Here is a 25,443-nt window from a genome sequence, read left to right on the forward strand (position 1 = left end):
TCCCCCTTTGGATAATAAAAGGTCCACATCTTTTGATGTAGACCTTACTTTCTAATGTTCTGGTTTTCTTTTCCGATAATTAATGACGGTCGTTACGATTAATCTTCTTTATTAGTTGATTAGAATTGCTATTTTCAACATTAAACACCATCTTAAAACTATTCTATAGACCTATACTTCTTTTAATGCTGGTTGATAAAGGATAGACACGCCTGATTCAATTGCCGCTGCTTTAACCGCTTCTGCAACAGCAATTACTACACGTTCATCAAAAGCATCTGGAATGATGTAATCTTCCCTTAACTCATTTTCGTCAATAAGAGAAGCAATTGCCTGAACTGCCGCCAGCTTCATATCTTCGTTTATATCAGTCGCTCTTACATCTAGAGCCCCTCTGAAAATTCCTGGAAAAGCTAATACATTATTTACTTGGTTCGGATTATCCGAACGCCCCGTTGCAATGACTTTAACTCCCCACTCTTTTGCTAAATCATAAGCAATTTCAGGCGTAGGATTTGCTAATGCAAAAACAATTGGATTAGGATTCATTGCATCAATTAATTCTCTCGTTAGAATATTTGCTACAGAAACTCCAATAAATACATCTGCACCATCCATAGCATCTTTTAATGTTCCTTTTAAACCTAATGGATTCGTAGTGCTTGCAATTGCCTCTTTAACCGGATTCATACCCTGTTCTCTACCTTCATAAATAATTCCGGTTGAATCGCACATGATTATCTGTTGATAACCCAGCTGTTGAAGAACTCTTAAAATGGCCATTCCGGCCGCACCTGCTCCATTTATAACAACCTTTAATAAAGGAATATCCTTTTGAACTAACTTAACTGCATTTTGTAGTCCCGCACCAACGACAATAGCTGTTCCATGCTGATCATCATGAAATACAGGTATATCTAATTCTTGTCGAAGTCGATCTTCCACTTCAAAGCATCGTGGAGCAGAGATATCTTCCAAATTGATCGCTCCAAAGGTTGGACTTATTGCTTTTACAATTTGCACAATCTCATCTACATTTGTTGTGTCTAAACAAATTGGAAAAGCATCGACATTGGCAAAACGTTTTAATAAAATTGACTTTCCTTCCATTACAGGCAATGCTGCATCAGGTCCGATATCACCTAAACCCAAAACGGCTGTACCGTCCGTAACTACTCCTACTAAGTTTCCCTTCATCGTGTAATCATAAATAGTAGATGGATTATTTTTTATTTCTATACAAGGTTCTGCAACTCCAGGGGAATAAGCTAAGCTCAAATCCCCCATACTTTCCATAGGTACCTTTGAAATCATCTCCATCTTCCCTTTATACGTTCGGTGTAAATTTAAAGCTTTTGTTTTTAAATCCATCTCCTCACTTCTCCCTTTATATATTTTTTATTGGCATTTTAGGAACTCAAACTCCTAAATAGCTATATATTCTGAAAATTATAATGATTTAGTGTAGTAAAGTCAATTTAGTGAAAGGCTGCACAATGACCTATAATTTTCTACAAAAAACAAGGCGATCACTGACTTTGTTTCGAATTTTATACCATTAGTATTAGCTATACATTCCACATTAAACAATTTTATTTTTTGTCTTTAATTCGATTACGTGATGAAATACATTTGGTCTTTTTTTGCACAAAAAAATCGGCAACCACATTGGTTACCGATAACATGAATGCACTGACTTAACGTTGAGGGGGTTAAGTGTGCGATGATCAGCTACGATTGGAGAAAAGTCGCTGTTAGAACCTTCTCACATTAAGAGTAAGTTTCTATATGGTAATGATAATCATTTTCAATTAAAAAGTCAACTAAAAATTAAAAAAATTGTATACTAGGGTTATGACAACATTAACGAATGACCAAATCAAACAATTGAATAATTATAGTGTGTATGTTGAACCAAGTGGTACTCCCATTTTCCATGCAAAAAACGTAGATATGGCACTCCCTGTAATTAAGTTAATCTCTGGAGCTTCCAATGATCCTATTGCTGCCTCATTCTTCATGAGAAGAGTCGGGATGTTCGTCTCGATGCAATTTTATATGATGACTTTATATGATGAAATTTGGGATGGACCACTGGAAGAACTTCAATACTTTGCAACAACTGAGTACGGAAATAAAACCATTAGCACATATATCCCATCAAAATATTACCGGGATGTACGTGATCATCGCGCCGATGATATTCAAATGGTTTGGCATCAGCAATGCTATACAATTATCCAACAGCTTCGGTCACAATGTAGTATTTCTCCTCTGACGCTATGGGAGAATGTTTTTGGCTATTTACTGTGGCATTACTATGTTTTTATGGATAATCCCGTAACTTCGATACAAGCGAAGGAAGACTGGTTGCTACTCCAGGATGAAGACATTTGGAAAAACTTTACAACAAAATCTTTTTTAGCTCATTATTTGAAAGGTAAAAGCCCTTCTGATTTAATCAATACAACCGTACGAACTACTTGCTGTTTTTCAAAGGATATTCCCGGACTTCAAAAATGTGGATTCTGCCCCATTTGAAATATGGAAAGCCTTGAAGACTAGACAGAAACTATGCCTACGAATACAACTTTTTGTTTGAAAATAAAATAAACTTTTCTCATGCATGTTTGACTTAGCTTTGGGAATAGCTAATAAGAGTCTAATATCAAAGGAGTGAGAAAGCTTGGGAAACAAAATAGATGAACGCATTGACAATAAGCTCAATAGCATTGGCACAGAAGAAAAAGAAGAAATTCTAAAAAACTTTTCTGCATTCAAATCTTATTTATCTGAAAAAGTGGCTGCTGGAGAAAAATTGGGCTTAAGTGACGAGGCTTTAGCAAAGGCTACTGAAAAAGTGGCTGGCTACTTAGCAAAGCATGAGGATCCTCGAAACCGTGAAGAACATCTTCTACAACAGTTATGGAATAGTGGAAGTAAAGAAGAGCAACACGCACTAAGCCATATGCTTTTAAACCTCGTAAGAAATGAAGGATAGAGTTCGTAAAGATGCTGAAGGTCCATTTCTTGATAACCCGGATGGGGTCCGAACAACGAAACAAAGTTTGTTCGATATGCATGAAGACATGCAAACAGTAGATGCCATTCAAGTGGAAGAACTGAACATGAAAGTACAAGACGAAAACTACCACCACCACACAAAAGATCGTTCTATAAGTGAAGAACGGTACTCCCCAAACTAACAAAACAAGCTCCGAGCCACCTCGGAGCTTGTTTTGTTATATTAGTTTTGCTGATACTAAACGTGTCCTAATAATAACCCCTAACAGAGCTGCAACTACTGCTTTCGCAAGATCTGGTAAGATAAACGGAAGCATTCCACCTTTAAATGCACCATTCCATGGAAGATCTGCAACGACTTTTAGCCAAACTGTTCCAATAATTAATATAATAAGAACGGCTATCATATTTGCGATAATCGCTTGGACTTTCGTATGTTTAAATTTTTCTAAGTACCATCCTATAAACAAAGCTGCTGGAATAATGGCAATAAGATACCCTCCTGTTGGACCTAAAATGATTCCCAATCCACTCTTCATACCTGCAAATACAGGAATTCCTACTAACCCCATTAAAACATATACAGTAACCGCCAAGGATCCATATTTTTTCCCAAGAATCGTTGCTGTCAGCATTACCGCTATTGTCATTAATGTAAACGGTACTGGCGGAATATTAATCATCAGTTGGGCAGCAACTGCAATTATTGCAGCAAATAAAGCTGCGACAATCATCATTTTCAAACGATTATTTCTCATATAATTTCCCCCTACGTAAAATGAGTTAACTTTATGCAACAACAAGTTAACACAAAGGTATCATAATAAAAAATAAGATTTTCGTCAATATAAAAAACAGAGCTCCACTATAAATAGGGCTCTGTACAGACTGTAGATTTTCACTCCTGGCGGACGCTTTCCGCTGGCGGGGCCGAGCCGCTTCCCTTGCTCCTGCGCAAGCTCGTCTCAAAAATTAATTTCGCTACGCTCCGTCCTGGGTCTCGACTGTCCCGCTTTTCCCGCTGGAGTCGCCACCCTCCGCTCCAATCGATCCAAGCGTTTACAAAAAATACGTACAATTCTTTCGGGGTGGCGGATCATGATTACTAGAAATGATTTTAATGAACGTGATCTGTAAGAGTTGCCAGGAATCAATGCTGACTTCCCTTTTCTCTCCAAGTGTACCTAAAGTAGATATTATTAAAAGACGGTTCAACGTCATATTATGGCAGATATTTTTCGCCACTTTTAACATAAATGTAAACGAAACGAATGAACATGTCTTTGCCAATACAAAGGAGAAGCAAATTGTCCATGTCGGCGATGCTTACTTTTACGGTATGAATTTGAAGAAGCTCATCCCTTGGACATGTGCGTAAGCATATAAAAGATAAAAGGTATCGAGAAGTCGCCTTCTCGATACCTTTACTGTACAGAGATCATATAAGTAGGGCTCTGCTTATTTACCATCTTTGACTTGCTGACTCGATTGTTTCTAATCGAACAACTCCTTTTTGCATAGGAGGTGGACAAGACTTATTATACTGAATAATTTTTTCATTCACTTTTGTTACTCTGAATTGTAGGTCGGTCTTTTGCCCCTTCACGTACTTTTCAGCAATGTCTTTTAATTCATCTCTAATTTCATGCTGCAATTTTAACCAATGTGGCTTGAATCCAGCATCCTTCGCTATTTTTTGAAAGTGTTGGAATATGTCACCAGAAAAATATTCATCTGACAGAGGTTTTCCTTGCCCTTTCAAATTATCCATTCCGCCTGTTTTCTCATAGTTTTTTAAGATATCACCGATTAAATCATTGCTTGGTTTATTGAAGTTTTCCATGTTAAAACCTCACTTTACAATATGAATTTGCGGTACTTTTTCTTTTAAAACCTTTAAAAATTCTTTCTGATTCTCAGGAGAGATAATAACACTTCCCATGAATGCCTTTTTATAATGAATCTCTAAGGCATCCTTAGAGGAAAGAATTCGGTATCCAACAAGAATTTGAGATGTCGGATTCGCTTTTGTTATGTCTTCATATGGAATTTTACTTCTAAAAAAACCTCCACGGACTAATAAGTAATCTTCTTTAAAAGTGTATTCAATATCAAAAGAAATCCATAGGATAAACCCTGTCATCACTACAAATAAGATAACCATTATCCAAATGGCTACTAAGTCAGGAGACTCAGTAAAATACAACTCAAATACAACTGGCCAAAGTGTCGCTAAAGCTATGATGATTACAGCTATAATAATTAGATTAATAAATGACCGATCTCTTTTTGATTGAAATGTCATGAGATCACCTCTATCTATATTGATTCTGTGGCAGCATCCTTTATTCCTTCCCGATGAGCATACAGATTTTTTAGTATTGATTTAACTACTGCATAAGTAGGGACACCTAAAATAATCCCCCATAAGCCTGCAATATTACCGGCTGCTAAAATAATTGTTATTACAGTTAACGGATGAATATCCAATGATTTACCCATTACATTTGGTGTAATAAAATTACTTTCGATTTGTTGAGATATGAGCATAATAATAGCTACGTAAATTGCAAGCTTCGGCTCTTGAATCAATGCAATAATTAGAGCAGGCACTACCGCAATATAAGGGCCTAAAAACGGGATTACATTCATCATCATGCCGAATAATGCAAGTAGCAAGGCATATTTTAGGCCTATAGCAAAATAACCGATGAATAACATAAGTCCGACTAAAAAGCTTACAAATAATTGCCCTTGAATGTAAGAACGTAATGTATCATCAATATCGGCTAATGTTTTTCGAATCCAAGTTTTCTTTTCCCCTTTAAAAAACTGCGCAATAAAAGGTGCAAACCTTTCATGGTCCTTCAACATATATACAAGGAAAAATGGAACAAGAACTAGTAAGAATATTCCTTGGAACAAGTTTTGAATGAATCGGATTAACAAAGAACCAATAGAAACTGCAATCGTGTCTATTTTGCCCGTCGTATCTTCTATCGTTTTTTGAACGGACTCCGGAAGATCTGGCAGCTTGTCTTTTTGAGAAAATGCGAATTTTGTTAAGTCCTCTACCTCATTAATAAATGCCGGTGTATTTTTCACTAGGTCATTCACTTGTTTTGTAAGTGGTGGTCCTATTAATGCATAAAATCCCCAACCGATTAACCCAATTACGATAAACACCGATATGATACTTGCCCATCTTGGGAACTTTATTGACTCCAACCATTTCTGAAGGGGTCTTGATAAATAAAATAAGACACCACCAATTAATAATGGGATAAATATTGTTTGCCCGACAATTATTAATGGTGAAAAAATTGTTTTCACTTTCATGAACATAAAAATTATTAATAATGTAAGGAGAATGGCTACTCCCACTTGAAACCAACGCTTGTTCGTCAACTAGTGCTCACATCCTCGAATAATTTCGTTATTATCTAATACGATTCATAATACATGAGGTTTCACTTTATAATGTATCTTACCATTTTTTGTTCTATACTGTTAGCAAGACTTTTGCTTTTGAAAGGACAAAGAATATATGGAATATTACAAACAACTACGACAATATGTTGGACATGACCCACTGATACTTCCCGGAGCTGTTGTACTTATTTTTAATGATAAAAAGGAATTATTGTTGCAGGAACGAGAGTGTGGAGTTTTCGGATTGCCTGGTGGGTTGATGGAGTTAGGAGAAAGCTTAGAAGATACCGCAAGAAGAGAGGTTCTAGAGGAGACAGGACTCCGACTTGGTAGATTAACATTATGCAACGTATATTCTGGGCCAGATTATTATTCGGAAAATCCAAATGGGGATAAATTTTACTCTGTGACAGCTGTCTATAAAACATATGAATATACTGGAAATATCACACCAGATGAAAACGAAACAATTAGTCTTCAATTTTATTCACCTAAACATTTACCAGATGGCATACTGACATCTTATCGAAAGTTTATAGAAGACGAGTTTTTGTAATGCTGCATAAACTCGTCTTCAAGTAGGCACACATTTTTTTATTCTACGTAATCCTCTTTAAGCAAACTGTAAATCTCTAAATCGACAATCCCTTTGCCTGACCACAAGGTAGCTTGCCTTAACAGACCTTCTCTTATAAAACCATTCTTATTTAGTACTTTCTTCGAAACCTCATTGGCAGGCATGACCTCTGCATGAATTCTATTCAAATTAACTTCTCCAAACAAGTATTTTACTATCAGCTGTACTGATTTTGTCGCAATTCCATTGCCCCAACACTCTTCAGCCAAATAGTATCCAATAGTAACCGAGTTAACTTTTTGGTTAAAATCCATACATTCAATTATTCCTAATAATTTTTGACTATCCTTCTTCTGAAAAATTCCCCATTTGATTCTGCTTCTTTTTTGATAGTCTCTCTCAAAATGGCCAATCATTTTGCTTACCGTTTGTATATTGTGCTTTGGGATGATCCCACAGTATTCAAAAACTTTGTCATTATCGTATAGTCTAAACAAATCCTGTAAATGTTTTTCTTCTATTTTCCCAAGAATTAGTTCTTCTGACTCCAATACTGGAAATTGATCAAACATTATATCCATATCCATCTCTTCTCTCCTCATACTAAATCTCAATTGGAATGTATATTTTCATTTTCATATCATTTGGATATGTTGATCTTAAAACATCCGTAATCTCAAAATCTGGCCCCTCTTTTCTTTCGTAATTAGAGTTAGGCAGCCATGTCCCGTATATGTATCTTCTCGTATTTTGGATTAAATCAGATGTTCCGTTAACTGTAAATAACGCATACTTACCCTCAGGTATTTCTATATTTAGAAAACCCTTTTCTAAATCCCTATTAAATTTGTGCACCTCTTCTCCTACTATAAACGAAAATTGACCATTATTATTAAAGTCAGTAGATATACCGTAGGCCATATTAGGAGAGATTCGATTTGGTATTCGAAGATAACGTTCCTTCTCTCCAAATTCAATATAATATTTTGGAATATCACCAAAATAGTCTTCATTTATTAAAGTTGTGTAGTATTCATAGCCAGTAATGTGGATCTTCTCAAGCATTATAATTTCTGGCTTATTCAAATATAAGTTTTCATTTATTTTATTTTTATAATCTAGAAAGTTTATTTTGTTCTGCTCTCTTATATTCATTTCTTCCTTACGATACTTTGCAGGCGTTATACCAAAGCGATTAACAAAAGCACGAGTAAACGCTTCTTGTGAACCATATTGGAAGGATATCGCTATTTCTAATATGTTCTTTTTCTTCTTCTTTAGTAGCCTTGCTGCCTCCGAAAGTCTTCTACTCCTAATATACTCTTGTACAGAAAAACCTGTAATAGCATGAAATAGTCGTTGGAAATGAAAAGCCGAGAAATAAGATTTTGAGGAGATTTCTATTATATTCAATTCCTCTTGTAGATTGCTTTCTATAAATTCAATTGCATGTTGAATTCTATTAAAATAATCCATCTATTTACCGCCCCCTATAAGCTCTATTATAAATTTCCATGAAATGATTTTTTTGATAATTTGTGCTCTTCCCTTTATTGTATCTTACTAAGAGATTCTCTTTATAAAAAGGATGAAAACGATAAAAAAAAGAAGAAGGAAAGTACTCCTTCTTCTTATTTATGTGCTATATGAACTTTTAGTTGTTTCCCTTTTACTGTAGTATTTCGCATTGTTTTTAACACAAGCGGACCTTTGCCGTTCAGTATTTCTACATAAGTAACATTGTCTTGAATCGTGATAATTCCAATGTCATCAGCAGAAACACCCTCTATTTTAGCAATAGTGCCCACAAAGTCCACAGCGCGCAGTTTCTTTTTCTTACCTCCGTTGAAATACAGTTTTGTAATGTTTGCATTTAACTGTTCACCTTTGGATTTTTTCAGTTCTGGTTGCTCTTGCATTTTCAAGTCGAAAGCTGCACGATTTTTTGATACTGCCTCATCAGAAACTTCAGGTCCAGCGGGTATTTCAAAGCCAATAAATGACTCAATTTCTTTTACAAATTTATCTTCATGTGGAGTAGCTAGCATGATTGATTTTCCACTCCGTCCCGCTCTGCCAGTTCTACCAGTACGATGGACATAGCTTTCTTGTTCCAGAGGGACATCAAAATGCACAACATGTGTAATATCTTCAATATCAATTCCACGAGCAGCTACATCTGTCGCAATTAAATAACGAAATTCACCTTTTCGGAATTCGTCCATTACTTCAAAACGGTCCTCTTGCATCATCCCACCGTGAATTTTGTCAGCAGTATAACCTTTCGCATCAAGGGCATCCACAAGCTGATCCACTCGCTCTTTCGTACGGCAGAAAATAATACAACTATCTGGGTTTTCTAGTATCGTTAGCTTTTCTAGGAATGCTTGTTTTTGCTCTTCCTTTACTACATACTTCAAGTGCTCAATATCTGGAGCATGATCTTCGCTATCAGCAATTTCTATTGATACAGCGTCTCTCATGTATTTATTACTTAATTTTTTTATTTCGTCGGATAGAGTAGCTGAGAAAAGCATGGTTGTACGTTCTTTTGGAAGTAGCTTAATAATGGACTCTACTTGCTCTAAAAAGCCCATATTCAACATTTCATCTGCTTCATCAATCACGAGGTATTCAATTTTAGAAACATCAAGCGTACCTTTTTCCATATGGTCCAGCACTCGTCCTGGTGTCCCTACTACGATATGTGTTTTTTGTTTTAAAGCTAATTTTTGTTTCGCAAAAGGCGATTTTCCGTATAAAGCTAGTCCTTTAATTCGTTTATAACGACCAATATTCGTTATATCTTCTTGGACTTGAACTGCTAATTCTCTCGTTGGCGTTAGCACCAATGCCTGAGGCTTATTTTCTTCCCAATCTACTAGCTCACATAATGGTGTCGCAAAAGCAGCTGTCTTTCCGCTACCTGTTTTCGATTTAACAAGTATATCCCGCTTTTCAAGGGCAACAGGAATTACCTTTTGTTGCACTTCTGTTGGCTCTGTATAGCCTAATTGTTCAATGGCTTTTAAGATCTTTTCATCTAACTTCAATTCTTTAAAATGCACTATGCATAAACTCCTCTATACTTCCCTATTTTAATCCCGAACATATCTGAATCTTCTAAAGCTCTTCATGTGCCTTTTTCATCTATCAAAATTGGTGTCTCAACTATATTCACTCTATCCTAGTATATTATAACCCGAAGAAATGTTACTTAAGCCTATCATAAGTTGTTATTCGAAAAACATCTTTTCCTACTAAAAGCATATAATTATATTAATTAAAGAGAAAGAGCACTTAAATAATCTCTTTAACATCTTATAACAAGCTAACTATGATATAATTAATATATCGCTTTATTTGCGAATAAAAATAGAAAAGAGGCAACCACATGAGTTTCCAACGACAACCAAAAGAAGTTTCAGACTTCGTAGCAGCACGGAAAATTGATGAGAAGATCTCTTTTACACGTAATAATTACGAAGTACAAGGTACTATTTTTAAAATTTTAGAGCAATCGGTTATTGTAGAAATATCTACTGAGGATGCGAAGAAAATTAATGTTCCTTCTAATTTAACAGTAGTATCCCATAAAAATTACACTGTGCTATAACGATGAATTTCTTCGAGAAAAGCTTCTCCATATTTTTCTTTTTTATTAGCACCGACTCCGTGTACATCTAACAATTCTTCTTCGGTTTGCGGACGCTTCACACACATATCTTGTAGTGTTTTATCAGAAAAAATAACAAACGGTGGTACACCGGCTTCGTCCGCAATTTTTTTCCGGAGTATTCTTAATCCCTCAAACAATGGGTCATTCTTCGCAATTTGTTTTGTCACCGCGATGCCTTTTCGCATAACCTTTCTTTTTCCAAGTAATACATCTTTTCCTGCGTCCGATACATAGATGGTCGGTAAGCTTCCATGGTTAACCGAAAGTAATCCTTCCGATATCATAAACTCCATTAGTCCAGACACTTCTTTTAACGATTTATCCTTTAATATCCCGTAAGTAGATAGTTTAGTAAATCCAAATTCCATTACTTTTTTGTTTTGAGAACCCGTTAAAACCTGTGCTGTAATTGTCTTTCCAAATTTCTGCCCCATGCGTACAACACAAGATAATATCATCTGCACTTCTTTCGTAACATCATTCATCTCTCTCGTATCAGTGCAATTACCACACCGACCACATGGTTCCCCATTAGGTTCTCCAAAATAGTTCACAATAAATTGTTGTAAGCAATTCTCAGTATGGCAATAATCAACCATCCCTTGGAGTTTTTCAAGTTCTTGTGGAATTCGTTCACGGTCCAATGCTTGGTCTATTAAAAAGCGTTGCGTCTGAACATCCTGTGAAGCATATAGCACAAGGCACTCACTCGGAAGTCCGTCCCGTCCAGCTCTTCCTGCTTCTTGATAATAACTTTCCATATTCTTTGGTAATTGGTAATGAATTACATATCTTACGTTTGATTTATCAATACCCATTCCAAATGCATTAGTTGCTACCATTACTTGCGCTTCATCTGTCAAAAAACGCTCCTGCTCTTTGTTACGAAAAGCTTCAGGAAGGCCAGCATGATATTTTGCAGCTTGAACACCAGATTTTGTTAATAGTTCATATAGAAGATCGACAGTCTTCCTTGTCGCCGCATAAATTATCCCGACTTCCTTGTTATTCTTCTTAATAAAATCTTTTAAAAATTTATTTTTGTCTTGCCCTAATACAACCGAAAAAGATAAATTTGAGCGAGCGAACCCTGTTATAACCGTGTTTTCTTCTTTTATTTGAAGAATTCGGCAAATATCTGCTCTTACATCTGGTGTAGCAGTGGCAGTTAAAGCCAAAACACTCGGTTGCTCAGTAAAAACTTCCTTCAATCGGTGAATGGACCTGTAGCTTGGACGAAAATCATGTCCCCATTGAGAAATACAATGTGCTTCATCCACTGCGATAAGTGGCACTTTCACTCGTTTTAATTGATTTAAAAAACTTTGGGATTCTAACCGCTCAGGTGCTATATAAAGCAAACGATATTGACCATTTTGCACTTCTGCTATTGTTTCCCTTACTTCTTCTGCAGTTAATGTACTATTAATAAAAGTGGCTGGAATTCCCGCCTGTATTAATGTATCTACTTGATCCTTCATAAGTGAAATCAATGGTGAAATAACAATTGTTGTTCCTTCAAGCATCAAGGATGGAATTTGGTAGCATAATGACTTTCCTCCACCCGTCGGCATTACACATAAACTAGATTTATCGTTTAGGACGTAATTAATAATCGTTTCTTGTCCTTCACGAAAAGATTCATATCCAAAGTATTCTTGTAATAATTGTCGTGCATGTTCCAGCATTCCGGTCACTCCTATCCACTTCACTTTACCATAGAACCCCTCAGTATTGGAAACGTTCCTCCTAACACAAAAAGGAAACAGATTATTTTCTGTTTCCCTTCTTGCTTTTCACTTCATAGTCGTTTGATTTTGGGTCTACTTTATCTACGTCTGCTCCAAGTAAGAAATATCCTATAACGGATGACACAATGGCAGCGCCAACAATAATAAGTATTTTGCTTATAGTGGTTACTTCATTATATTCGTCTTGGTTTAGCATGATTGTTGCTAATACTGCTACGACAATCATAATCGGCACGATTACTTTTGATTTTTTCACAGTCTACTTCCTTCCTATGTATATACGTAAAGTATATTGTACCATAAGACTTCAGGTGGAGAGGATTAGAACACAGATGTACGCTTACCGCAAAAATGCGCAATCCCCATTCAAGTGTTGGGAATTGCGCATTTTATATCCCTAGTATATCTATGTCTACTTATACTATTTCTCTCTTGTCAGTATGACTTCAACATATTTTTCTTACCCTCTTCATTAAACACTAATACTTCATGAGACGGGTCATAGGAATCACCATAAAAGTGCTCATCCTTATACGTGTGGATGTTTTCATACGTCCATTTCATGGCTTCGTAAATTACTGATTCATCTTCATCAGATGGGGACCAATATAAAATTTCCAAAACGGTATTTTCACCTGTAGCGAGGGAGCGACGTGTGTAACCAATGCGCGTGGCGTGTTTAAATTCTTCACGTGCATAAAATCTAAGTCGCTTTTCTGAATCTGTATCATCATAGTTAATGGGTTCTACTTCCAATAAAATGACTTTATTTTTTTCTTTTAATTGATTCAATAATTTCCGGCCAAGACCTTCTCCACGAGCTTCCTTAGAAACAAATAAATAATCCACAAAGATAAAGTTTTCAAATTCAACGTACATTAATACGTGCTTTGGACTTTCATCTTTTATATACACATTTCCTTTATCAGCTAAAAGTGTTTCCATATGCACCCGTGATTTCATTTCGTCGACTGGAAAGTATTGATTGAGCTTTTCATACCAATTCATTTGGAACCATTCTCCTTCCAAAATTGTATTTTGCTCGGGGGTTTGTTTGAGAGGTTTTATAAGAGGAACAAAGTTGCCGAGAAAAATCCTCGATAATATTTATTCCCTATTTTCCATCTCATAATCATACTTCAACAACTTTCTGTAAGAAGTGTAATCGTTTAAAAAAGTTTGATTAAAAGTTACTTACTTTTAAAGTCAAATTTCATAACAGGATGAGATAGATACATGAAATTAAATTTCAATAAATTGTCTCCTGTAGGAAACATCGAAAGTCTATATTTCGCACTAATACATATCAACAAATGTACAGCTTTCCTTACCCTAATTTATCACCTTACTTTTTAAAAATGCCTTCGTGTGGGATAATAAACAAAAACGAAGCTTAAGGATGACTATAATGCAAAAAGAAATAAATATGAAAATAAATGATACACTTGCTCAGGATTTGCAAAAGGGTGTTCCGATTTTATATAAAGATGCATTCAATGATACTGACAATTTAGAAGAAGGTTCTATACTGAAATTACAGAATCCCTCTGGTAAATTTATAGGTAAAGGCTATGTAGGAAAACAAAATAAGGGGATTGGCTGGCTACTTACCAAAAATGAAAACGAGAAAATCGATACTGCATTTTTTCAAAAGAAAATAGCAGTAGCCATCAAACATCGAGATAATTTTTACAATAGTCCTGAAACTACTGCATTCCGTGTTTTCAACGGGGAAGGAGACGGAATTGGCGGTTTAATCATTGATTACTTTGATGGTTTTTATGTTATCAGTTGGTATAGCGAAGGAATTTACTCCTTTAAAGAAATGATTCTAGAGGCATTAGAGGCGTCTGTTTCATATAAAGGCATTTATGAAAAGAAACGATTTGATACAAAGGGTCAATATTTAGAAGACGATGATTTTGTGAAGGGTGAACGCGGAGAATTCCCTTTAATAGTGAAAGAAAACGGGCTAAATTTTGCCATTTACCTTAATGACGGAGCAATGGTTGGTGTGTTCCTCGATCAGCGAGATGTTCGTAAAAAGATTCGAGAGGTTTATTCCAAAGGAAAAACCGTGCTTAATACATTTTCCTATACAGGCGCTTTTTCCGTTTTCGCCGCAGCAGGTGGTGCAACGAAAACAACGAGTGTCGATCTGGCAAAACGAAGCCTCGGCAAAACAACCGAGCAATTTGAAGTAAACGGTATCGATGTAGAAAAACAAGATATTATTGTAATGGATGTATTTGATTATTTTAAATATGCAAAACGCAAGGAATTATCCTTTGATGTTGTTATTTTAGATCCTCCAAGCTTTGCTCGATCAAAAAAATACACTTTCAGCTCTTCTAAAGATTATACAAACTTATTAAAAGATGCGATTGCAATTACTGAAAAAAGTGGTGTAATCGTTGCTTCTACTAACAACGCGACTTTTGGAATGAAGAAATTCAAAAGCTTTGTAGAAAAGGCTTTTAAAGAAAGCAATCGAAAATACATCATTGAAGAAGAATTTTCCCTTCCAAGTGACTTTAAGACTTCTCCTTTATTTAAAGAGGGTAATTATTTGAAGGTTTTATTTATAAGAGCTAAATAATTTATTTAGATATAAAAGCACTGGCCTAGAGTTCAATTAAAAGGGCAGTGTTTTTTTGTCTTTATTCTAACAGGAACAAAATATTTTGTCAGAAAACTTAACGTATTCTTTTCACTTTNTAATATTTTCAGAATAAATTGATTAATACAAGGATTTATGTATAATGAATTATAAAATGATGTTATATTTCCTTACATCAAAATATTTGTTTCTTTCATGTATTAATTGGATAGGAGGATTTCTAGATGAAGATTGGTTTTCTAGTCGAAAAATTACTTCACGGCTTAGCATTTGTTTGTACAAGGTGGAAAGTAAATCAGAAATATAAATTTACACGGTACTCTCATGAGTAATAAATTGATACACTTACTGCAAATTTTTGATTCTAATTTCCCCTTAGGCGCCTTCACACATTCCCTTGCTCTGAAAACGTTTTTACAAGAGGCAAAAACAATGAATAAAGAAACTTTTTTATTTGGAATGAAGCAACAATTACAAACTCAGTTTAGCTACACGGAGGGGCTAGCTTGTCGGTTAGCATATGAAGCAATTGAAAATCAGCAATTTAACAAGATCAAACAAATTGATAAAGAATTATTCAACCTTGCAAGTTCTAGAGAAATACGTGAAGGCAACAAGAAAATGGGACGTCTGCTCATACAAGTTACGAAACAATTGTATCCATTTGATTCCCTAAAATTATATGAAAACAAAATAACTGCAAATGAGTTACATGGACATACGACCATTATTTTTGCGATTGTAAGTACAGAATTAGAGATTGAACTAGAAAGAACTTTATCCTTTTATTTATTTGCTATTATTTCTTCACTTGTTCAAAACGGATTGGGAGGAATCCCATTAAAACAAGTAGATGGTAAAAAAATTCTCCATGAACTTCAACCGTTTATACAGGAACAAGTTGAAATGATTTTGCACCTTCCCGAGGAAGAATTTGGAGGTTCTCTACCTTGTTTAGAGAATGCACACTTGATGAAGAACACGTCTTACACAATAGAAAAATAAGATTCTTAAAAAACCAAATCCCAAGAAGAGTTCATACTCTACTTGGGATTTTCTGTGTTTTAATTAACCTCTGCTTGTACTTCTTCTACCGTAGCTTCGACTTCTGTTCGAGACATTTTTTCTTTTCCACTTTTTAATGCTTTTAACGTTTTATGTGCAAGTGCGAGTGGCAGCTTACAAAATAATACGATACTGCGACGATTTATACTTTTGATATACTTATCTGCCATAGCCAAATTTCCTTCAGCATAATCAAACATATCCGCTCGAGTCCAACCTTCTGGAAAAAATTGAACTCCTCGTTCACTATCTTCTTCTTTATTACGTAAAATATTTACTGCCTGTAGACCCCGTCCGTATGCTATAGCAAGCTCACGATCTGTATCTATATCCGCATTCCACTTCCATAAGTCCGATAACATTACCCCAACTAATCCAGCTACATAATATGTATACTCGTCTAAATCTTCTTTGGTTTTTACTTGCCAGTTTTTCCCTACCCATTTAGCCATTCCTTCTGCCATTTCACCGGTGTAGGCTTTTACTGTTTCAACTAAATCTGTAGGGCAAATTTCTAGCCAGTCCCCCAGTCTAATCGATACCTCAGGTAGTATGTTGTTAAAAGGGGCAACTAGCTCTTCGTATTCTTTTGGATTAAAATCATTCAACAGCATTTTGCTTGTAGCTAATAATAATTGTTGTTTCTCGTTATGCCCTAGTGATTCATGGTCCTCAATTTCATCTATCGCACGCATACACAAGTAAGCAGAAGCAACCGCCTTTTTCAGTGTCGGATCTAAAAAGGTGATTGGGATATAAAATGTTCTACTTGTTTTTTTTAGCATGTCCATTGCTTCTTTTTGTAAAGCCGCTCTTTCACGCACAACTAGTCCTCCATTTCACAATCAAATACTCTACATACTATTGTATCGGATTTCAGCAAAAAGACAAAATGACGTCCCTCTGAAAGTATTCTTCACATCCCTAAAAGTAGCCTTCTTCTTTCCTCTGAATAAAATAGAAACAATCAGAATTCACGATTGAACTAGAATCTGTAGTAAAGGAGGGTTGCATCATCTATTACTTGGACATTGGCCAGGGTGAAACTGTAGTACTAATTCATGGCTTAGGGAGTAAAAAAGAATCATGGGTAAACCAATTCAGCCTCTCTTCCAATTATCGATTAATAATACCTGACCTGCGTGGACACGGAGAATCTGAAATAACCAATAATATTTCCATTGCCAATTTTGCTCAAGATGTTTTATCACTTTTAGATTCATTAAACATAAAAAAAGCACACTTTTGCGGTCTCTCCATGGGAGGTCTAGTCGTACAAGAAATTTACAAACAAAAAAAAGAATGTGTCCTATCCATGGTTTTGTCTAATACATTTTCTTATGTCCCGTCATTTTTAGGGCAATTAACTGTTATGAAAGGAGTTAAGAACCTACAACTGACATCAAGTGACGACTATACAACGTACACTGCAAAAAAATGTCTCTATCAAAAGGAATCCACGCTCATTCTAGCGGCAAAGAAAATGTTTCTTATTCGTAAAGAGCCCTATATCGCGTCCGCTCAGTCAGCAATCCAATCTAATTATCTACCAATATTACCATTCGTAAAAGTTCCAACTTTAATCATCGGAGGAAAATACGATGAAATAAACCCCTTAATAAGCATTTATATAACCAAAGGCTTTTTGCCAAAGGCAGAAGTCGTCATATTTGATTACTGTGGACATTTACCAATCTTAGAGAAAAAGGAAGAGTATAATAAGTTGCTTGATCGTTTTTTTCGCCAGCATTTTTAATAAAACCTCGAAGAGACATCCAATTAGCTGTACATTTGGATGCCTCTTTTTTTCGCTATGTTACTCCTTTAACCATTCTGCCAATGGCTCGCTTGAGATTCATTCTTTATCCAAAGGAATATGTTACATATGAAAACAATCATTTCTATTAGAAAAACACATGAAATTATTGTACGGAGTGTGATATGGTAAATTATCTACAACTAAAGATTAGAAGGTGAAGACAATGCTAGAAGTAAATGAAAGTAAGTTAGCACAGTATGTCGCTCATTATGTAGGCGATACACTTGTCCTGGGAGAAGAGGCATTCGCTAATCCAGAGATTATGCTAGAGGCAGCCTTTACGCAATTAGCATTTAGCAAAATTGATTTGGGGCAGCATTACGAATTTTTTCATGAAACAGATATTGGATTAAATGAAGTATATACATACGTTAAGTCTATTTTCGATCAAGAGAATAGTTTCCTTGAACAATCAAAGAATATTGCCACTCACTTACATAGTTCATCGCAACATCCTAATATTAAAAGTGGAGAATTGTTCATTGGATTATTCGAAAATTGTATATGGCATACAGAGGTTAAAAGAGTACTCGCTATTGTAAAAATAGATGAAAAAGAAATGTTTTTAGATGTAAAAAACGAGCAAAACAAAATGATTGTGAATGGAATCGACGGTATTAATGTTAAGAAAATAAATAATATGGCCGTAATCATAGATATGGGGGCAGACGAAGCACCTATAGTCTTTATGAAAACAAAAAAGAAAGAAGATGTTGTCTATTGGCAAGAACGCTTTTTAAAAATTAAAGTAGCGGATGAACATTATCATAAAACAAATTTAGCATTAACCGAGTGTAAAAAATATATTTTAAAAGAAGAGAGTTTTACAAATACCGAGAAATTAGGTTTTTTAAACAAAACGCTCGATTATTTTAGAAATGAAGAAGAATTCCAAGTAACCGACTATATCGATACGGTATTTGAAAAGGCGGATTCAGTACAAAAAGATATTATCGTAAATACGGTAAAACCATACGAAACGGTTATTTCTGAGAGTGCAATTGCAAAGGCGGAAAAAGGCTACAACCGTAAAATTAAACTTGACTCCAATATTGAAATTCAGGTTAACGTACGTAATATCGAGCAAGTACATGAATTGATTGAGGTTGGATATGATGAAGCAACCAATCGAAAGTTTTATAAAATCTATTTCCAAGAAGAAATATAATCCAAAAATAAAAGAATCCCTCAACTGAACTGCCCCGTAAATGTTAGACACCAAACTAACATTTACAAGGCAGTTCATCAAGGGGTTTTGACATTTTAAAATGTTCTATTTGTTAGTGGTATTGCTACAGCAAAAAAAGCGTCAATCCTTTGTGTGAATCAACGCCTAAAGCGAGCTTTTTTAGTATAGAAGGGGTTTCGAAATTAAAGTATATTATTATTCTTATACGAGAGTTTGTGGAACATATTGAACAACACTACGACGTACAGCATATATATTCTTTTCGGGTATATTTTGACTTGCAACACAACCTGGACCAAGAATTATCCCTTTACCGTCTGCTTCGCTTATTGCCTCTAAAATATGTTCTTCAATTTCAGGAATTGTACCATCTAACAACAAACTATTTTTAATAAAATTATTATTTTTATCGTAGTAAGGTACCTCTCTAATTCCACCTAATATACATTTATCGGTGAGTTTCCGAGCTTCTGCAATTGATGGAGAACTCCATCGATCATGCCAGTTTAAACAATTTACTGGATATTTTGAAATAGTTTCAAACATGATATTATTACCATGCATATGCACAATATTAAAGAATGTTTTGTCATTATAACTCTCAATTACTTTTAGATCATATGGGACACCAAATTCTTCGTACTCTTCTTTTGTCATAAAATCAGTTGTCGCACATTGTGTCGCAAAGAAGAATCCATCAATACCTATATCAATATTCGCCTTAACAAAATTAATGGTAGTCTCTGTGATTATTTCCAAAGCTGCCTTAACTAGATCAGGATTCTCTTTCATATCTAATATAAGTCTATCTCCACCTAATTTACGAGCTACTGTTAATGGACTGAAGATTGTTTGAACAAATGGGATTTCATTTTTAACTTCCGCAGCGACATATTTAGTTAATTGAAGTTGTTTACCATAGGTCCCGTATATAGGAGGCAATACTTCAAGATTTGCCCAATCCTCTACTTTTTCAATAGCATATTTTTTTACAACCGGTGGTTTGTTAACTTGGCTATAGTATTCAACTTCAACTCCCCAGTCTTCTACGCAATATAAACCAAAAGGCATTAATTTTATAAAATCAAAGTCATATTTTCGTGCATATTCCACTTGAGCTAAAGCTAAACTTTTAGGGTTTTGGTCAACTGCTGACAAATGCATCCAAAGGTTAACTGGCATTTGATCAACTTCCTCAAAATTTAATGCTGCCTTTAATCTCTCAAACTTATTCATTTTATCCACTCCCATTAATTAAATCCTTCCCTCATTTTAAATTCAACCTTGTTTGCAAGTTTTGTTAACAAGATACATAATCCCCAGTAGATTAAAGCTGCAGCTGTAAAAGCCTCAAGGTATCGTTGTGTAAATCCTCCAAGAAGTTTCGCTTGGCCCAAAATATCAATAACTGTAAACAAGTAAGCCAACGATAGACCCTTAATAATAACTAAAAGTGAGTTCATAATATCTGGGAATGCTGCAATCAAAGCCTGGGGCAATGTTACTTTTCGTAATGTCTGCCAGAAACTATATCCTAAAGCATGCGCAGCCTCGTTTTGCCCTGGATCAACAGATAATATTGCTCCTCTAATGATTTCGGATTGGAAAACAGACAGACTAATTGAAAAGGTCAGTATTACAATAAAAACAGGTTCAATTTTATTTGCATCAAATGGAATTCCTAAATTTCCCGTTATAAAGGTAAGAAATTCTGGTAATGCTGCGAACATGAAAAATAACAACACAACATTTGGTGTCCCTCTCAGAAATGATTGAAGCACAACAATTACTTGAGATAGAAATGGTACTTTATAATGTACAATCAAGTGTATAAATGCACCCATTATTAGTGCTAGTAACAAAATAGTAATAGCTAATAATAGTGTTTTAGGTACAACTTTTGAAATTTCAAATATTCCATCAAGGAAAACACCTATATCAAACAAATGGCTTCCTCCTTTCAAAATAAATTTATAGTGAGAATATTCAGTCTATTGAGCCGATACTGGGTCTTTATATACTTCAGATTTTTTTATCTTAGACTTTCTCTTAATTCTCTTTAAATATGTGAAATTCTCTAGTAATTTAATAATTCGATCCGAAGCTAAGCAAACTAGCCAATACATAATAGCAATCGCCAGATACATTTCAATTTTATTTTCACCATAGGTGTTAGCTATCAATAGTTTTGCTTGCCCCATTATGTCAACAACTCCAATTGTAAAAACTAGAGATGTATCATGAACCAAATAGATAATGGCATTTCCCAATCCCGGTAATGCAATTGGGGCTAACTGGGGAAGGACTATTTTACGAAACTTTTCAAAAGGTTTATATCCTAGGCTATCTGCCGCTTCATGCTGCCCCCTCTCAACGGATAGATAAGCGGGTCTTAAAATCTCTGACAAATATGCACCATTAAAAATAATCAGTGCAATAATAGAGGAAGTAATAGCACCAAAGTCGCCAGCATTAAATCCAAGACTATTCATTAATACAGGTAAACCATAAAAAACTAGAAATAACTGTATCAGAATTGGTGTGCTGCGCATGAATGAAACATAGATTTCTAGTATTGGACCAATGATTTTCAACTTTTTTAATCTTAGGTACGTAACACCTATGCTAAGCAGCAAACCAAAAATAGCAGATACAATAATAATTAATAATGTAATAGGTAAGGTCATAATTAATTCCGGAAAGACTTCTATCATATAAGCTAAATCCATGCATTCCCCTCCTAGTCAACGTGAAATTACTAAACTTTACTCAAACAGGAATACATCTTCACCGTAATATTTAATGGATAGTTCTGATAGCATGCCTTCTTCTTTTAATTCTGATAAAGCTGTGCTTACCTGTGATGCAAAATCTTGATTTTCTTCGGAATTATGAATCATAAAAAATGTAGGAAAGACTTTTACTGGATCTGATATATTAATCTTTAAACTTTGCATTTCAATTATGTCTGCTGCACCTAAATTCGAAGGTAAAACTAAAACATCGTATTTACCACTTTCTACATCTTTTAATCTTTCTGCTACTGTTAATCCTGCATCAGAAGTATCAAATTTTAATTCTTTATCAGGATTTTCTTTGTTATGTGCCATTAATAAGTTATAAACTCCACCACTTGGTGTTGGAGGGGAAATTGTTTTACCAACTAAGTCACCTAAAGAATCAATATCTGTAAACTTCTCATTACTATATACGCGCATTAAACTTGCACCGTTATGTTGGTCTGGTATTAAATACTTTTCTTCACGAGTTGGTGATCTAAATAAGCCCTGTGCTATCATTTGATATTTTCCAGTATCTAATCCTATTTCCGCAGCACTGTCATGAACACCTACCAAGTCAAACGAAAAATCCTTTAATTTTTCATCTACTGCCTTTAAAATTTCAATTTCATAGCCTGTGAGTTCACCATTTTCATCTGTATAACTCAATGGTTTTGAATCAGGTGGAACCGCCACTTCAATCGAACGTACACCATCTGCCATTGCATTTTTATCAGTTTCTTCTCCACCACATGCACCCAGCAGCATTAGAGCAAACAAACCAGAAATTATTGGGATTTTCCTGTAATTTTTAACCATAAACTTCCTCCTTCATAATATTTAATTTATTTGTGTTAAAATGAGTTAAAAATTCTCTTGTTCGTGCATTTGTAGAGTCCTCAAAGATGGATTTAGATGAACCCTCTTCCACAATGTTTCCTTTATCCATAAAGACAATTTTTGTAGAAATCTTTTGTGCAAATGACATTTCATGTGTTACAAGAACAATTGTCATACCAGTAGATACTACATTTTCAATTACCTTTAAAACCTCTCCAACTAATTCTGGATCAAGTGCTGATGTTGGTTCGTCAAATAAAACTACCTCAGGTTTCAACGCTAACGCCCTAGCTATACTAACACGTTGTTGCTGACCTCCTGAAAGTTGAGAGGGATATGATTCCAATTTATCTATTAATCCTACTTTTTCTAGTTGTTCTACACTATTTTCGTAGGCCTCCTTTCTACTTTTTTGTTGCACAATCATTTGTGGTTCCATGACATTTTCAATAACTGTTTTATTTTTAAATAAATTATATTGTTGAAAAACCATAGCGGTTTTTCGTCTTAGGGCTAATATTTCTTTCTTTGTAATTTTTTCATAATCAATATTTAGATCACCTAAAATAACTTTTCCTTTTGCCGGCTTTTCTAAATAATTTATACAACGAAGTAAAGTAGTTTTACCTGTTCCGCTTGGACCAATTAAGGTCACTACATCTCCTTTATTTACTTCCAAGTCAATTCCTTTTAAAATTTCATTATCTTTAAATGACAAACGTAGGTCTTTGATTGATAACATTTACAAACCACTCCCTCCAGTAATTAGACGCTCATCCTTATATCTACCTTTTTTAATGCTTGTTCCAAATCATTTATAATATCTTGTGAATCCTCTAAACCTACAGATAATCTCATCAAACCATCTGTAATTCCATACTTTGCTCTTTCTTCTTTTGGAATTTGAGCATGTGTCATAGAAGCTGGATGTTGTATCAAAGTTTCTGGATCTCCAAGACTAAATGAAATCATAGCTAGTTCAAGAGAGTTAATAAACAGTTTTCCTTGTTCTAGCCCACCCTTAACTTCAAAGCTTACAATTCCACCCATGTCCCTCATTTGTTTTATTGCTATTTCATGTCCTGGATGACATTTCAGACCTGGGTAATAAACTTTTTCAATCATGGGATGTGAGGCTAAGAACTCCGCAACTTTCCTTGCGTTTGAACAATGTTTCTCAATACGAAGGGAAATTGTTTTTAAACCTCGAATTACTAAAAATGCTTCATAGGCGTTTAAATTTTGTCCTAAATCCCCCATGATTTTTTTACGCATCATGTCAATTCTATTTGCATCAGAAACTATAAAACCGCATAGTACATCCCCATGACCATTAATATATTTAGTCCCACTATGAACAACAATGTCAGCACCTAGCAATAAGGGGTTCTGTAAAATCGGACTCATAAATGTATTATCAACAATTAAAGGCACACCCATTTTTTTTGAGACACTAGCAATTTGCTCAATATCTAAAATTGTTAAATTTGGATTTGATGGTGTCTCGATGTATATCGCTTTTGTATTCGACAACATTGCTTCTAAAATATTCTTGGGATTTGTACAATCAACAAAATCAAATTGGATACCTATTCTTTCTGCTAATGTAGTGAGAAAACTGTATGTTCCGCCATATACATCTTTTGTTACTAATACATGATCTCCAGTTTTTAGACAAGAGAGAAGTGCAGTAGAGATTGCAGCCATCCCACTTGATAATGCAAGGGCAGCTTCACCATATTCTAAAGAAGCAATTTTTTCTTCTAGTTTGCGAACTGTTGGGTTACCATAGCGTCCATAATAAATGCCTTCTTCCATTCCAGCTACTACACTAGCGGCTTCTTCAGCAGTGGAAAATGAATACGCAACAGCTGGAGTAATACTTGGTACAATAGCACGTGTTTTTTCATCTGGCGTTAAACATTCGTGAATAATTTTCGTATCTATTTTCCAATTAGCTTTATTCATTTAATCAGTCCTTTTTATTTGGTTAAATTTCTTTAAAAGAGAGCTTAAACTCTTTTCAATATGAAGTTTTATAGTCATCTCAGCAGCTTCAACATTTCTTTGTTTCATGTATTCAACTACAGTTTGATGTTCTTCTACTGTACTTGGATACCAAACGCCTGATTTTGAAATTAGTAATCTGTATCTTAACGAATGATCGTTTAACATACTTAAAAATTTTATTGGTATATGCATGTCACTAATTTTATACAGAAGACCGTGAAACTCATTACCATAAAGAACCGTACTTTGAGGATCACTATTTAAAATAGATAGCCTTGTTTTTTCTATAATCTTTTCTAGGTTCTTAATGTCCTCAGAGGTAGCTTTTACTGTAGCATTTCGGACTATAAACCCTTCCATTACACTGCGCATTTGATAAATTTCAATTGCATTTTCTTTAGAAATAGAAGAAACTTTAAACCTTCCATTTGGTTGTCTCAAAATAAATTCTTCAAATTCTAATCGCTGAATTGCTTCTCTAAGAGGTGTCCTACTAATTTGTAATAAGTTTGTTAAATAATCCTCCGTAAGAATCTGATCTGGGGCTAATTCACCGTTAATAATTCTTTCTTTAATACCTATATAGGCGTTGTCCTTCACCAGCTTTCTTATTTGCATCTTTTCATCCACCCTTCTTAAAAACAATATACTTGTATA

The 25,443-nt window shown here is 34.9% G+C and carries 28 protein-coding genes; 9 read left to right on the plus strand and 19 right to left on the minus strand.

Going from position 1 to position 25,443, the window contains the following annotated elements; all coding sequences use genetic code 11:
• Positions 1 to 171: 171 nt before the first annotated feature.
• Positions 172 to 1,371 (minus strand): NADP-dependent malic enzyme, encoded by a 1,200-nt coding sequence (locus tag AN959_RS05535; protein ID WP_056828932.1) that lies wholly within the window; start codon positions 1,369 to 1,371, stop codon positions 172 to 174.
• Positions 1,372 to 1,854: 483 nt separating this feature from the next.
• Here AN959_RS05535 and AN959_RS05540 point away from each other — a divergent pair, with 483 nt between their 5' ends.
• From AN959_RS05540 to AN959_RS05550, 3 genes are all read left to right on the plus strand, one after another.
• Positions 1,855 to 2,541, plus strand: coding sequence for a hypothetical protein (locus AN959_RS05540; RefSeq protein WP_056828934.1), 687 nt, complete (start codon positions 1,855 to 1,857; stop codon positions 2,539 to 2,541).
• A gap of 145 nt (positions 2,542 to 2,686) precedes the next feature.
• Positions 2,687 to 3,001 (plus strand): DUF3243 domain-containing protein, encoded by a 315-nt coding sequence (locus tag AN959_RS05545; RefSeq protein ID WP_053590992.1) that lies wholly within the window; start codon positions 2,687 to 2,689, stop codon positions 2,999 to 3,001.
• Entirely contained in the window at positions 2,991 to 3,206 is a 216-nt protein-coding gene (locus AN959_RS05550; RefSeq protein ID WP_056828936.1) for a hypothetical protein, read from the plus strand. The genes AN959_RS05545 and AN959_RS05550 overlap by 11 nt, the downstream gene beginning before the upstream one ends.
• A gap of 36 nt (positions 3,207 to 3,242) precedes the next feature.
• On the opposite strand, the gene AN959_RS05555 is transcribed toward AN959_RS05550, so the two are convergent.
• From AN959_RS05555 to AN959_RS05575, 4 genes are all read right to left on the minus strand, one after another.
• On the minus strand, positions 3,243 to 3,782 hold the full coding sequence (locus AN959_RS05555) for a biotin transporter BioY (RefSeq protein WP_053590994.1): 540 nt from the start codon (positions 3,780 to 3,782) through the stop codon (positions 3,243 to 3,245).
• 704 nt (positions 3,783 to 4,486) lie between these two features.
• On the minus strand, positions 4,487 to 4,867 hold the full coding sequence (locus AN959_RS05565; protein ID WP_053590996.1) for a DnaJ family domain-containing protein: 381 nt from the start codon (positions 4,865 to 4,867) through the stop codon (positions 4,487 to 4,489).
• Between the two features lie 9 nt (positions 4,868 to 4,876).
• Positions 4,877 to 5,329, minus strand: coding sequence for a PH domain-containing protein (locus tag AN959_RS05570; RefSeq protein WP_056828938.1), 453 nt, complete (start codon positions 5,327 to 5,329; stop codon positions 4,877 to 4,879).
• 14 nt (positions 5,330 to 5,343) lie between these two features.
• Positions 5,344 to 6,432: an AI-2E family transporter gene (locus tag AN959_RS05575; protein ID WP_053590998.1), complete on the minus strand. Its 1,089-nt coding sequence runs from the start codon at positions 6,430 to 6,432 to the stop codon at positions 5,344 to 5,346.
• Between the two features lie 139 nt (positions 6,433 to 6,571).
• On the opposite strand from AN959_RS05575, the gene AN959_RS05580 reads away from it, so the two are divergent.
• Entirely contained in the window at positions 6,572 to 7,012 is a 441-nt protein-coding gene (locus tag AN959_RS05580) for an NUDIX hydrolase (protein ID WP_056828940.1), read from the plus strand.
• Between the two features lie 38 nt (positions 7,013 to 7,050).
• Here the strand turns inward: AN959_RS05580 and AN959_RS05585 are convergent, their stop codons facing one another.
• The 3 genes from AN959_RS05585 to AN959_RS05595 all read right to left on the minus strand — a co-directional run bounded on the left by AN959_RS05585 (position 7,051) and on the right by AN959_RS05595 (position 10,101).
• Complete coding sequence (locus AN959_RS05585) at positions 7,051 to 7,620, minus strand: GNAT family N-acetyltransferase (protein WP_056828942.1); 570 nt, start codon at positions 7,618 to 7,620, stop codon at positions 7,051 to 7,053.
• 16 nt (positions 7,621 to 7,636) lie between these two features.
• Complete coding sequence (locus AN959_RS05590; RefSeq protein ID WP_056828943.1) at positions 7,637 to 8,509, minus strand: AraC family transcriptional regulator; 873 nt, start codon at positions 8,507 to 8,509, stop codon at positions 7,637 to 7,639.
• 155 nt (positions 8,510 to 8,664) lie between these two features.
• Complete coding sequence (locus AN959_RS05595; protein WP_371256495.1) at positions 8,665 to 10,101, minus strand: DEAD/DEAH box helicase; 1,437 nt, start codon at positions 10,099 to 10,101, stop codon at positions 8,665 to 8,667.
• A gap of 326 nt (positions 10,102 to 10,427) precedes the next feature.
• Between AN959_RS05595 and AN959_RS05600 the strand changes: the two genes are divergently transcribed.
• The gene (locus AN959_RS05600; RefSeq protein ID WP_053591003.1) at positions 10,428 to 10,649 is read left to right on the plus strand and encodes a DUF2187 family protein; all 222 of its coding nucleotides are present in this window, start codon (positions 10,428 to 10,430) and stop codon (positions 10,647 to 10,649) included.
• Here AN959_RS05600 and recQ read toward each other — a convergent pair.
• The 3 genes from recQ to AN959_RS05615 all read right to left on the minus strand — a co-directional run bounded on the left by recQ (position 10,634) and on the right by AN959_RS05615 (position 13,471).
• On the minus strand, positions 10,634 to 12,400 hold the full coding sequence (recQ, locus tag AN959_RS05605) for a DNA helicase RecQ (protein ID WP_056828949.1): 1,767 nt from the start codon (positions 12,398 to 12,400) through the stop codon (positions 10,634 to 10,636). The two genes, AN959_RS05600 and recQ, sit on opposite strands and share 16 nt — an antisense overlap.
• Before the next feature lie 82 nt (positions 12,401 to 12,482).
• Positions 12,483 to 12,719 (minus strand): hypothetical protein, encoded by a 237-nt coding sequence (locus AN959_RS05610; RefSeq protein WP_056828951.1) that lies wholly within the window; start codon positions 12,717 to 12,719, stop codon positions 12,483 to 12,485.
• 179 nt (positions 12,720 to 12,898) lie between these two features.
• On the minus strand, positions 12,899 to 13,471 hold the full coding sequence (locus tag AN959_RS05615) for a GNAT family N-acetyltransferase (protein ID WP_053591006.1): 573 nt from the start codon (positions 13,469 to 13,471) through the stop codon (positions 12,899 to 12,901).
• A 400-nt stretch (positions 13,472 to 13,871) separates the two neighbouring features.
• On the opposite strand from AN959_RS05615, the gene AN959_RS05620 reads away from it, so the two are divergent.
• Both AN959_RS05620 and AN959_RS05625 read left to right on the plus strand, forming a co-directional pair.
• Positions 13,872 to 15,062: a class I SAM-dependent rRNA methyltransferase gene (locus tag AN959_RS05620; RefSeq protein ID WP_056828956.1), complete on the plus strand. Its 1,191-nt coding sequence runs from the start codon at positions 13,872 to 13,874 to the stop codon at positions 15,060 to 15,062.
• Between the two features lie 453 nt (positions 15,063 to 15,515).
• Positions 15,516 to 16,088, plus strand: coding sequence for an urease accessory UreF family protein (locus tag AN959_RS05625; protein ID WP_056828959.1), 573 nt, complete (start codon positions 15,516 to 15,518; stop codon positions 16,086 to 16,088).
• Positions 16,089 to 16,147: 59 nt separating this feature from the next.
• On the opposite strand, the gene AN959_RS05630 is transcribed toward AN959_RS05625, so the two are convergent.
• Entirely contained in the window at positions 16,148 to 16,972 is an 825-nt protein-coding gene (locus tag AN959_RS05630; protein WP_172794317.1) for a squalene/phytoene synthase family protein, read from the minus strand.
• Between the two features lie 200 nt (positions 16,973 to 17,172).
• Between AN959_RS05630 and AN959_RS05635 the strand changes: the two genes are divergently transcribed.
• Both AN959_RS05635 and AN959_RS05640 read left to right on the plus strand, forming a co-directional pair.
• Positions 17,173 to 17,904, plus strand: coding sequence for an alpha/beta fold hydrolase (locus AN959_RS05635; RefSeq protein ID WP_056828962.1), 732 nt, complete (start codon positions 17,173 to 17,175; stop codon positions 17,902 to 17,904).
• A gap of 226 nt (positions 17,905 to 18,130) precedes the next feature.
• On the plus strand, positions 18,131 to 19,135 hold the full coding sequence (locus AN959_RS05640; RefSeq protein WP_053591010.1) for a nucleoid-associated protein: 1,005 nt from the start codon (positions 18,131 to 18,133) through the stop codon (positions 19,133 to 19,135).
• A gap of 222 nt (positions 19,136 to 19,357) precedes the next feature.
• Here AN959_RS05640 and AN959_RS05645 read toward each other — a convergent pair whose 3' ends face one another.
• From AN959_RS05645 to AN959_RS05675, 7 genes are read right to left on the minus strand one after another with little or no spacing between them, the layout of a single operon-like run.
• On the minus strand, positions 19,358 to 20,392 hold the full coding sequence (locus AN959_RS05645) for a uroporphyrinogen decarboxylase family protein (protein ID WP_056829167.1): 1,035 nt from the start codon (positions 20,390 to 20,392) through the stop codon (positions 19,358 to 19,360).
• A 14-nt stretch (positions 20,393 to 20,406) separates the two neighbouring features.
• Positions 20,407 to 21,102 (minus strand): amino acid ABC transporter permease, encoded by a 696-nt coding sequence (locus AN959_RS05650; protein WP_056828968.1) that lies wholly within the window; start codon positions 21,100 to 21,102, stop codon positions 20,407 to 20,409.
• A gap of 45 nt (positions 21,103 to 21,147) precedes the next feature.
• Entirely contained in the window at positions 21,148 to 21,885 is a 738-nt protein-coding gene (locus AN959_RS05655) for an amino acid ABC transporter permease (RefSeq protein ID WP_056828970.1), read from the minus strand.
• A 36-nt stretch (positions 21,886 to 21,921) separates the two neighbouring features.
• On the minus strand, positions 21,922 to 22,755 hold the full coding sequence (locus tag AN959_RS05660; RefSeq protein WP_253278873.1) for a transporter substrate-binding domain-containing protein: 834 nt from the start codon (positions 22,753 to 22,755) through the stop codon (positions 21,922 to 21,924).
• The gene (locus AN959_RS05665) at positions 22,748 to 23,518 is read right to left on the minus strand and encodes an amino acid ABC transporter ATP-binding protein (protein WP_056828975.1); all 771 of its coding nucleotides are present in this window, start codon (positions 23,516 to 23,518) and stop codon (positions 22,748 to 22,750) included. The genes AN959_RS05660 and AN959_RS05665 overlap by 8 nt, the downstream gene beginning before the upstream one ends.
• A gap of 23 nt (positions 23,519 to 23,541) precedes the next feature.
• The gene (locus tag AN959_RS05670) at positions 23,542 to 24,744 is read right to left on the minus strand and encodes a PLP-dependent aspartate aminotransferase family protein (protein ID WP_053591014.1); all 1,203 of its coding nucleotides are present in this window, start codon (positions 24,742 to 24,744) and stop codon (positions 23,542 to 23,544) included.
• On the minus strand, positions 24,745 to 25,404 hold the full coding sequence (locus AN959_RS05675; protein ID WP_053591015.1) for a GntR family transcriptional regulator: 660 nt from the start codon (positions 25,402 to 25,404) through the stop codon (positions 24,745 to 24,747).
• Positions 25,405 to 25,443: the final 39 nt, after the last annotated feature.

It is taken from the genome of Psychrobacillus sp. FJAT-21963, from assembly GCF_001420585.1.
Lineage (GTDB): Bacteria > Bacillota > Bacilli > Bacillales_A > Planococcaceae > Psychrobacillus.

Excerpts from the sequence above, each read along its gene's own strand:
- AN959_RS05670 (WP_053591014.1), bottom strand. The coding sequence starts at position 24,744 with ATGAATAAAGCTAATTGGAAAATAGATACGAAAATTATTCACGAATGT.
- AN959_RS05555 (WP_053590994.1), bottom strand. The coding sequence starts at position 3,782 with ATGAGAAATAATCGTTTGAAAATGATGATTGTCGCAGCTTTATTTGCT.
- AN959_RS05535 (WP_056828932.1), bottom strand. The coding sequence starts at position 1,371 with ATGGATTTAAAAACAAAAGCTTTAAATTTACACCGAACGTATAAAGGG.
- AN959_RS05660 (WP_253278873.1), bottom strand. The coding sequence starts at position 22,755 with ATGGTTAAAAATTACAGGAAAATCCCAATAATTTCTGGTTTGTTTGCT.
- AN959_RS05620 (WP_056828956.1), top strand. The coding sequence starts at position 13,872 with ATGCAAAAAGAAATAAATATGAAAATAAATGATACACTTGCTCAGGAT.
- AN959_RS05550 (WP_056828936.1), top strand. The coding sequence starts at position 2,991 with ATGAAGGATAGAGTTCGTAAAGATGCTGAAGGTCCATTTCTTGATAAC.
- AN959_RS05655 (WP_056828970.1), bottom strand. The coding sequence starts at position 21,885 with ATGGATTTAGCTTATATGATAGAAGTCTTTCCGGAATTAATTATGACC.
- AN959_RS05625 (WP_056828959.1), top strand. The coding sequence starts at position 15,516 with ATGAATAAAGAAACTTTTTTATTTGGAATGAAGCAACAATTACAAACT.
- AN959_RS05585 (WP_056828942.1), bottom strand. The coding sequence starts at position 7,620 with ATGGATATGGATATAATGTTTGATCAATTTCCAGTATTGGAGTCAGAA.
- AN959_RS05675 (WP_053591015.1), bottom strand. The coding sequence starts at position 25,404 with ATGCAAATAAGAAAGCTGGTGAAGGACAACGCCTATATAGGTATTAAA.
- AN959_RS05565 (WP_053590996.1), bottom strand. The coding sequence starts at position 4,867 with ATGGAAAACTTCAATAAACCAAGCAATGATTTAATCGGTGATATCTTA.
- AN959_RS05540 (WP_056828934.1), top strand. The coding sequence starts at position 1,855 with ATGACAACATTAACGAATGACCAAATCAAACAATTGAATAATTATAGT.
- AN959_RS05590 (WP_056828943.1), bottom strand. The coding sequence starts at position 8,509 with ATGGATTATTTTAATAGAATTCAACATGCAATTGAATTTATAGAAAGC.
- AN959_RS05640 (WP_053591010.1), top strand. The coding sequence starts at position 18,131 with ATGCTAGAAGTAAATGAAAGTAAGTTAGCACAGTATGTCGCTCATTAT.
- AN959_RS05665 (WP_056828975.1), bottom strand. The coding sequence starts at position 23,518 with ATGTTATCAATCAAAGACCTACGTTTGTCATTTAAAGATAATGAAATT.
- AN959_RS05570 (WP_056828938.1), bottom strand. The coding sequence starts at position 5,329 with ATGACATTTCAATCAAAAAGAGATCGGTCATTTATTAATCTAATTATT.
- AN959_RS05580 (WP_056828940.1), top strand. The coding sequence starts at position 6,572 with ATGGAATATTACAAACAACTACGACAATATGTTGGACATGACCCACTG.
- recQ (WP_056828949.1), bottom strand. The coding sequence starts at position 12,400 with ATGCTGGAACATGCACGACAATTATTACAAGAATACTTTGGATATGAA.
- AN959_RS05645 (WP_056829167.1), bottom strand. The coding sequence starts at position 20,392 with ATGAATAAGTTTGAGAGATTAAAGGCAGCATTAAATTTTGAGGAAGTT.
- AN959_RS05600 (WP_053591003.1), top strand. The coding sequence starts at position 10,428 with ATGAGTTTCCAACGACAACCAAAAGAAGTTTCAGACTTCGTAGCAGCA.
- AN959_RS05615 (WP_053591006.1), bottom strand. The coding sequence starts at position 13,471 with ATGAATTGGTATGAAAAGCTCAATCAATACTTTCCAGTCGACGAAATG.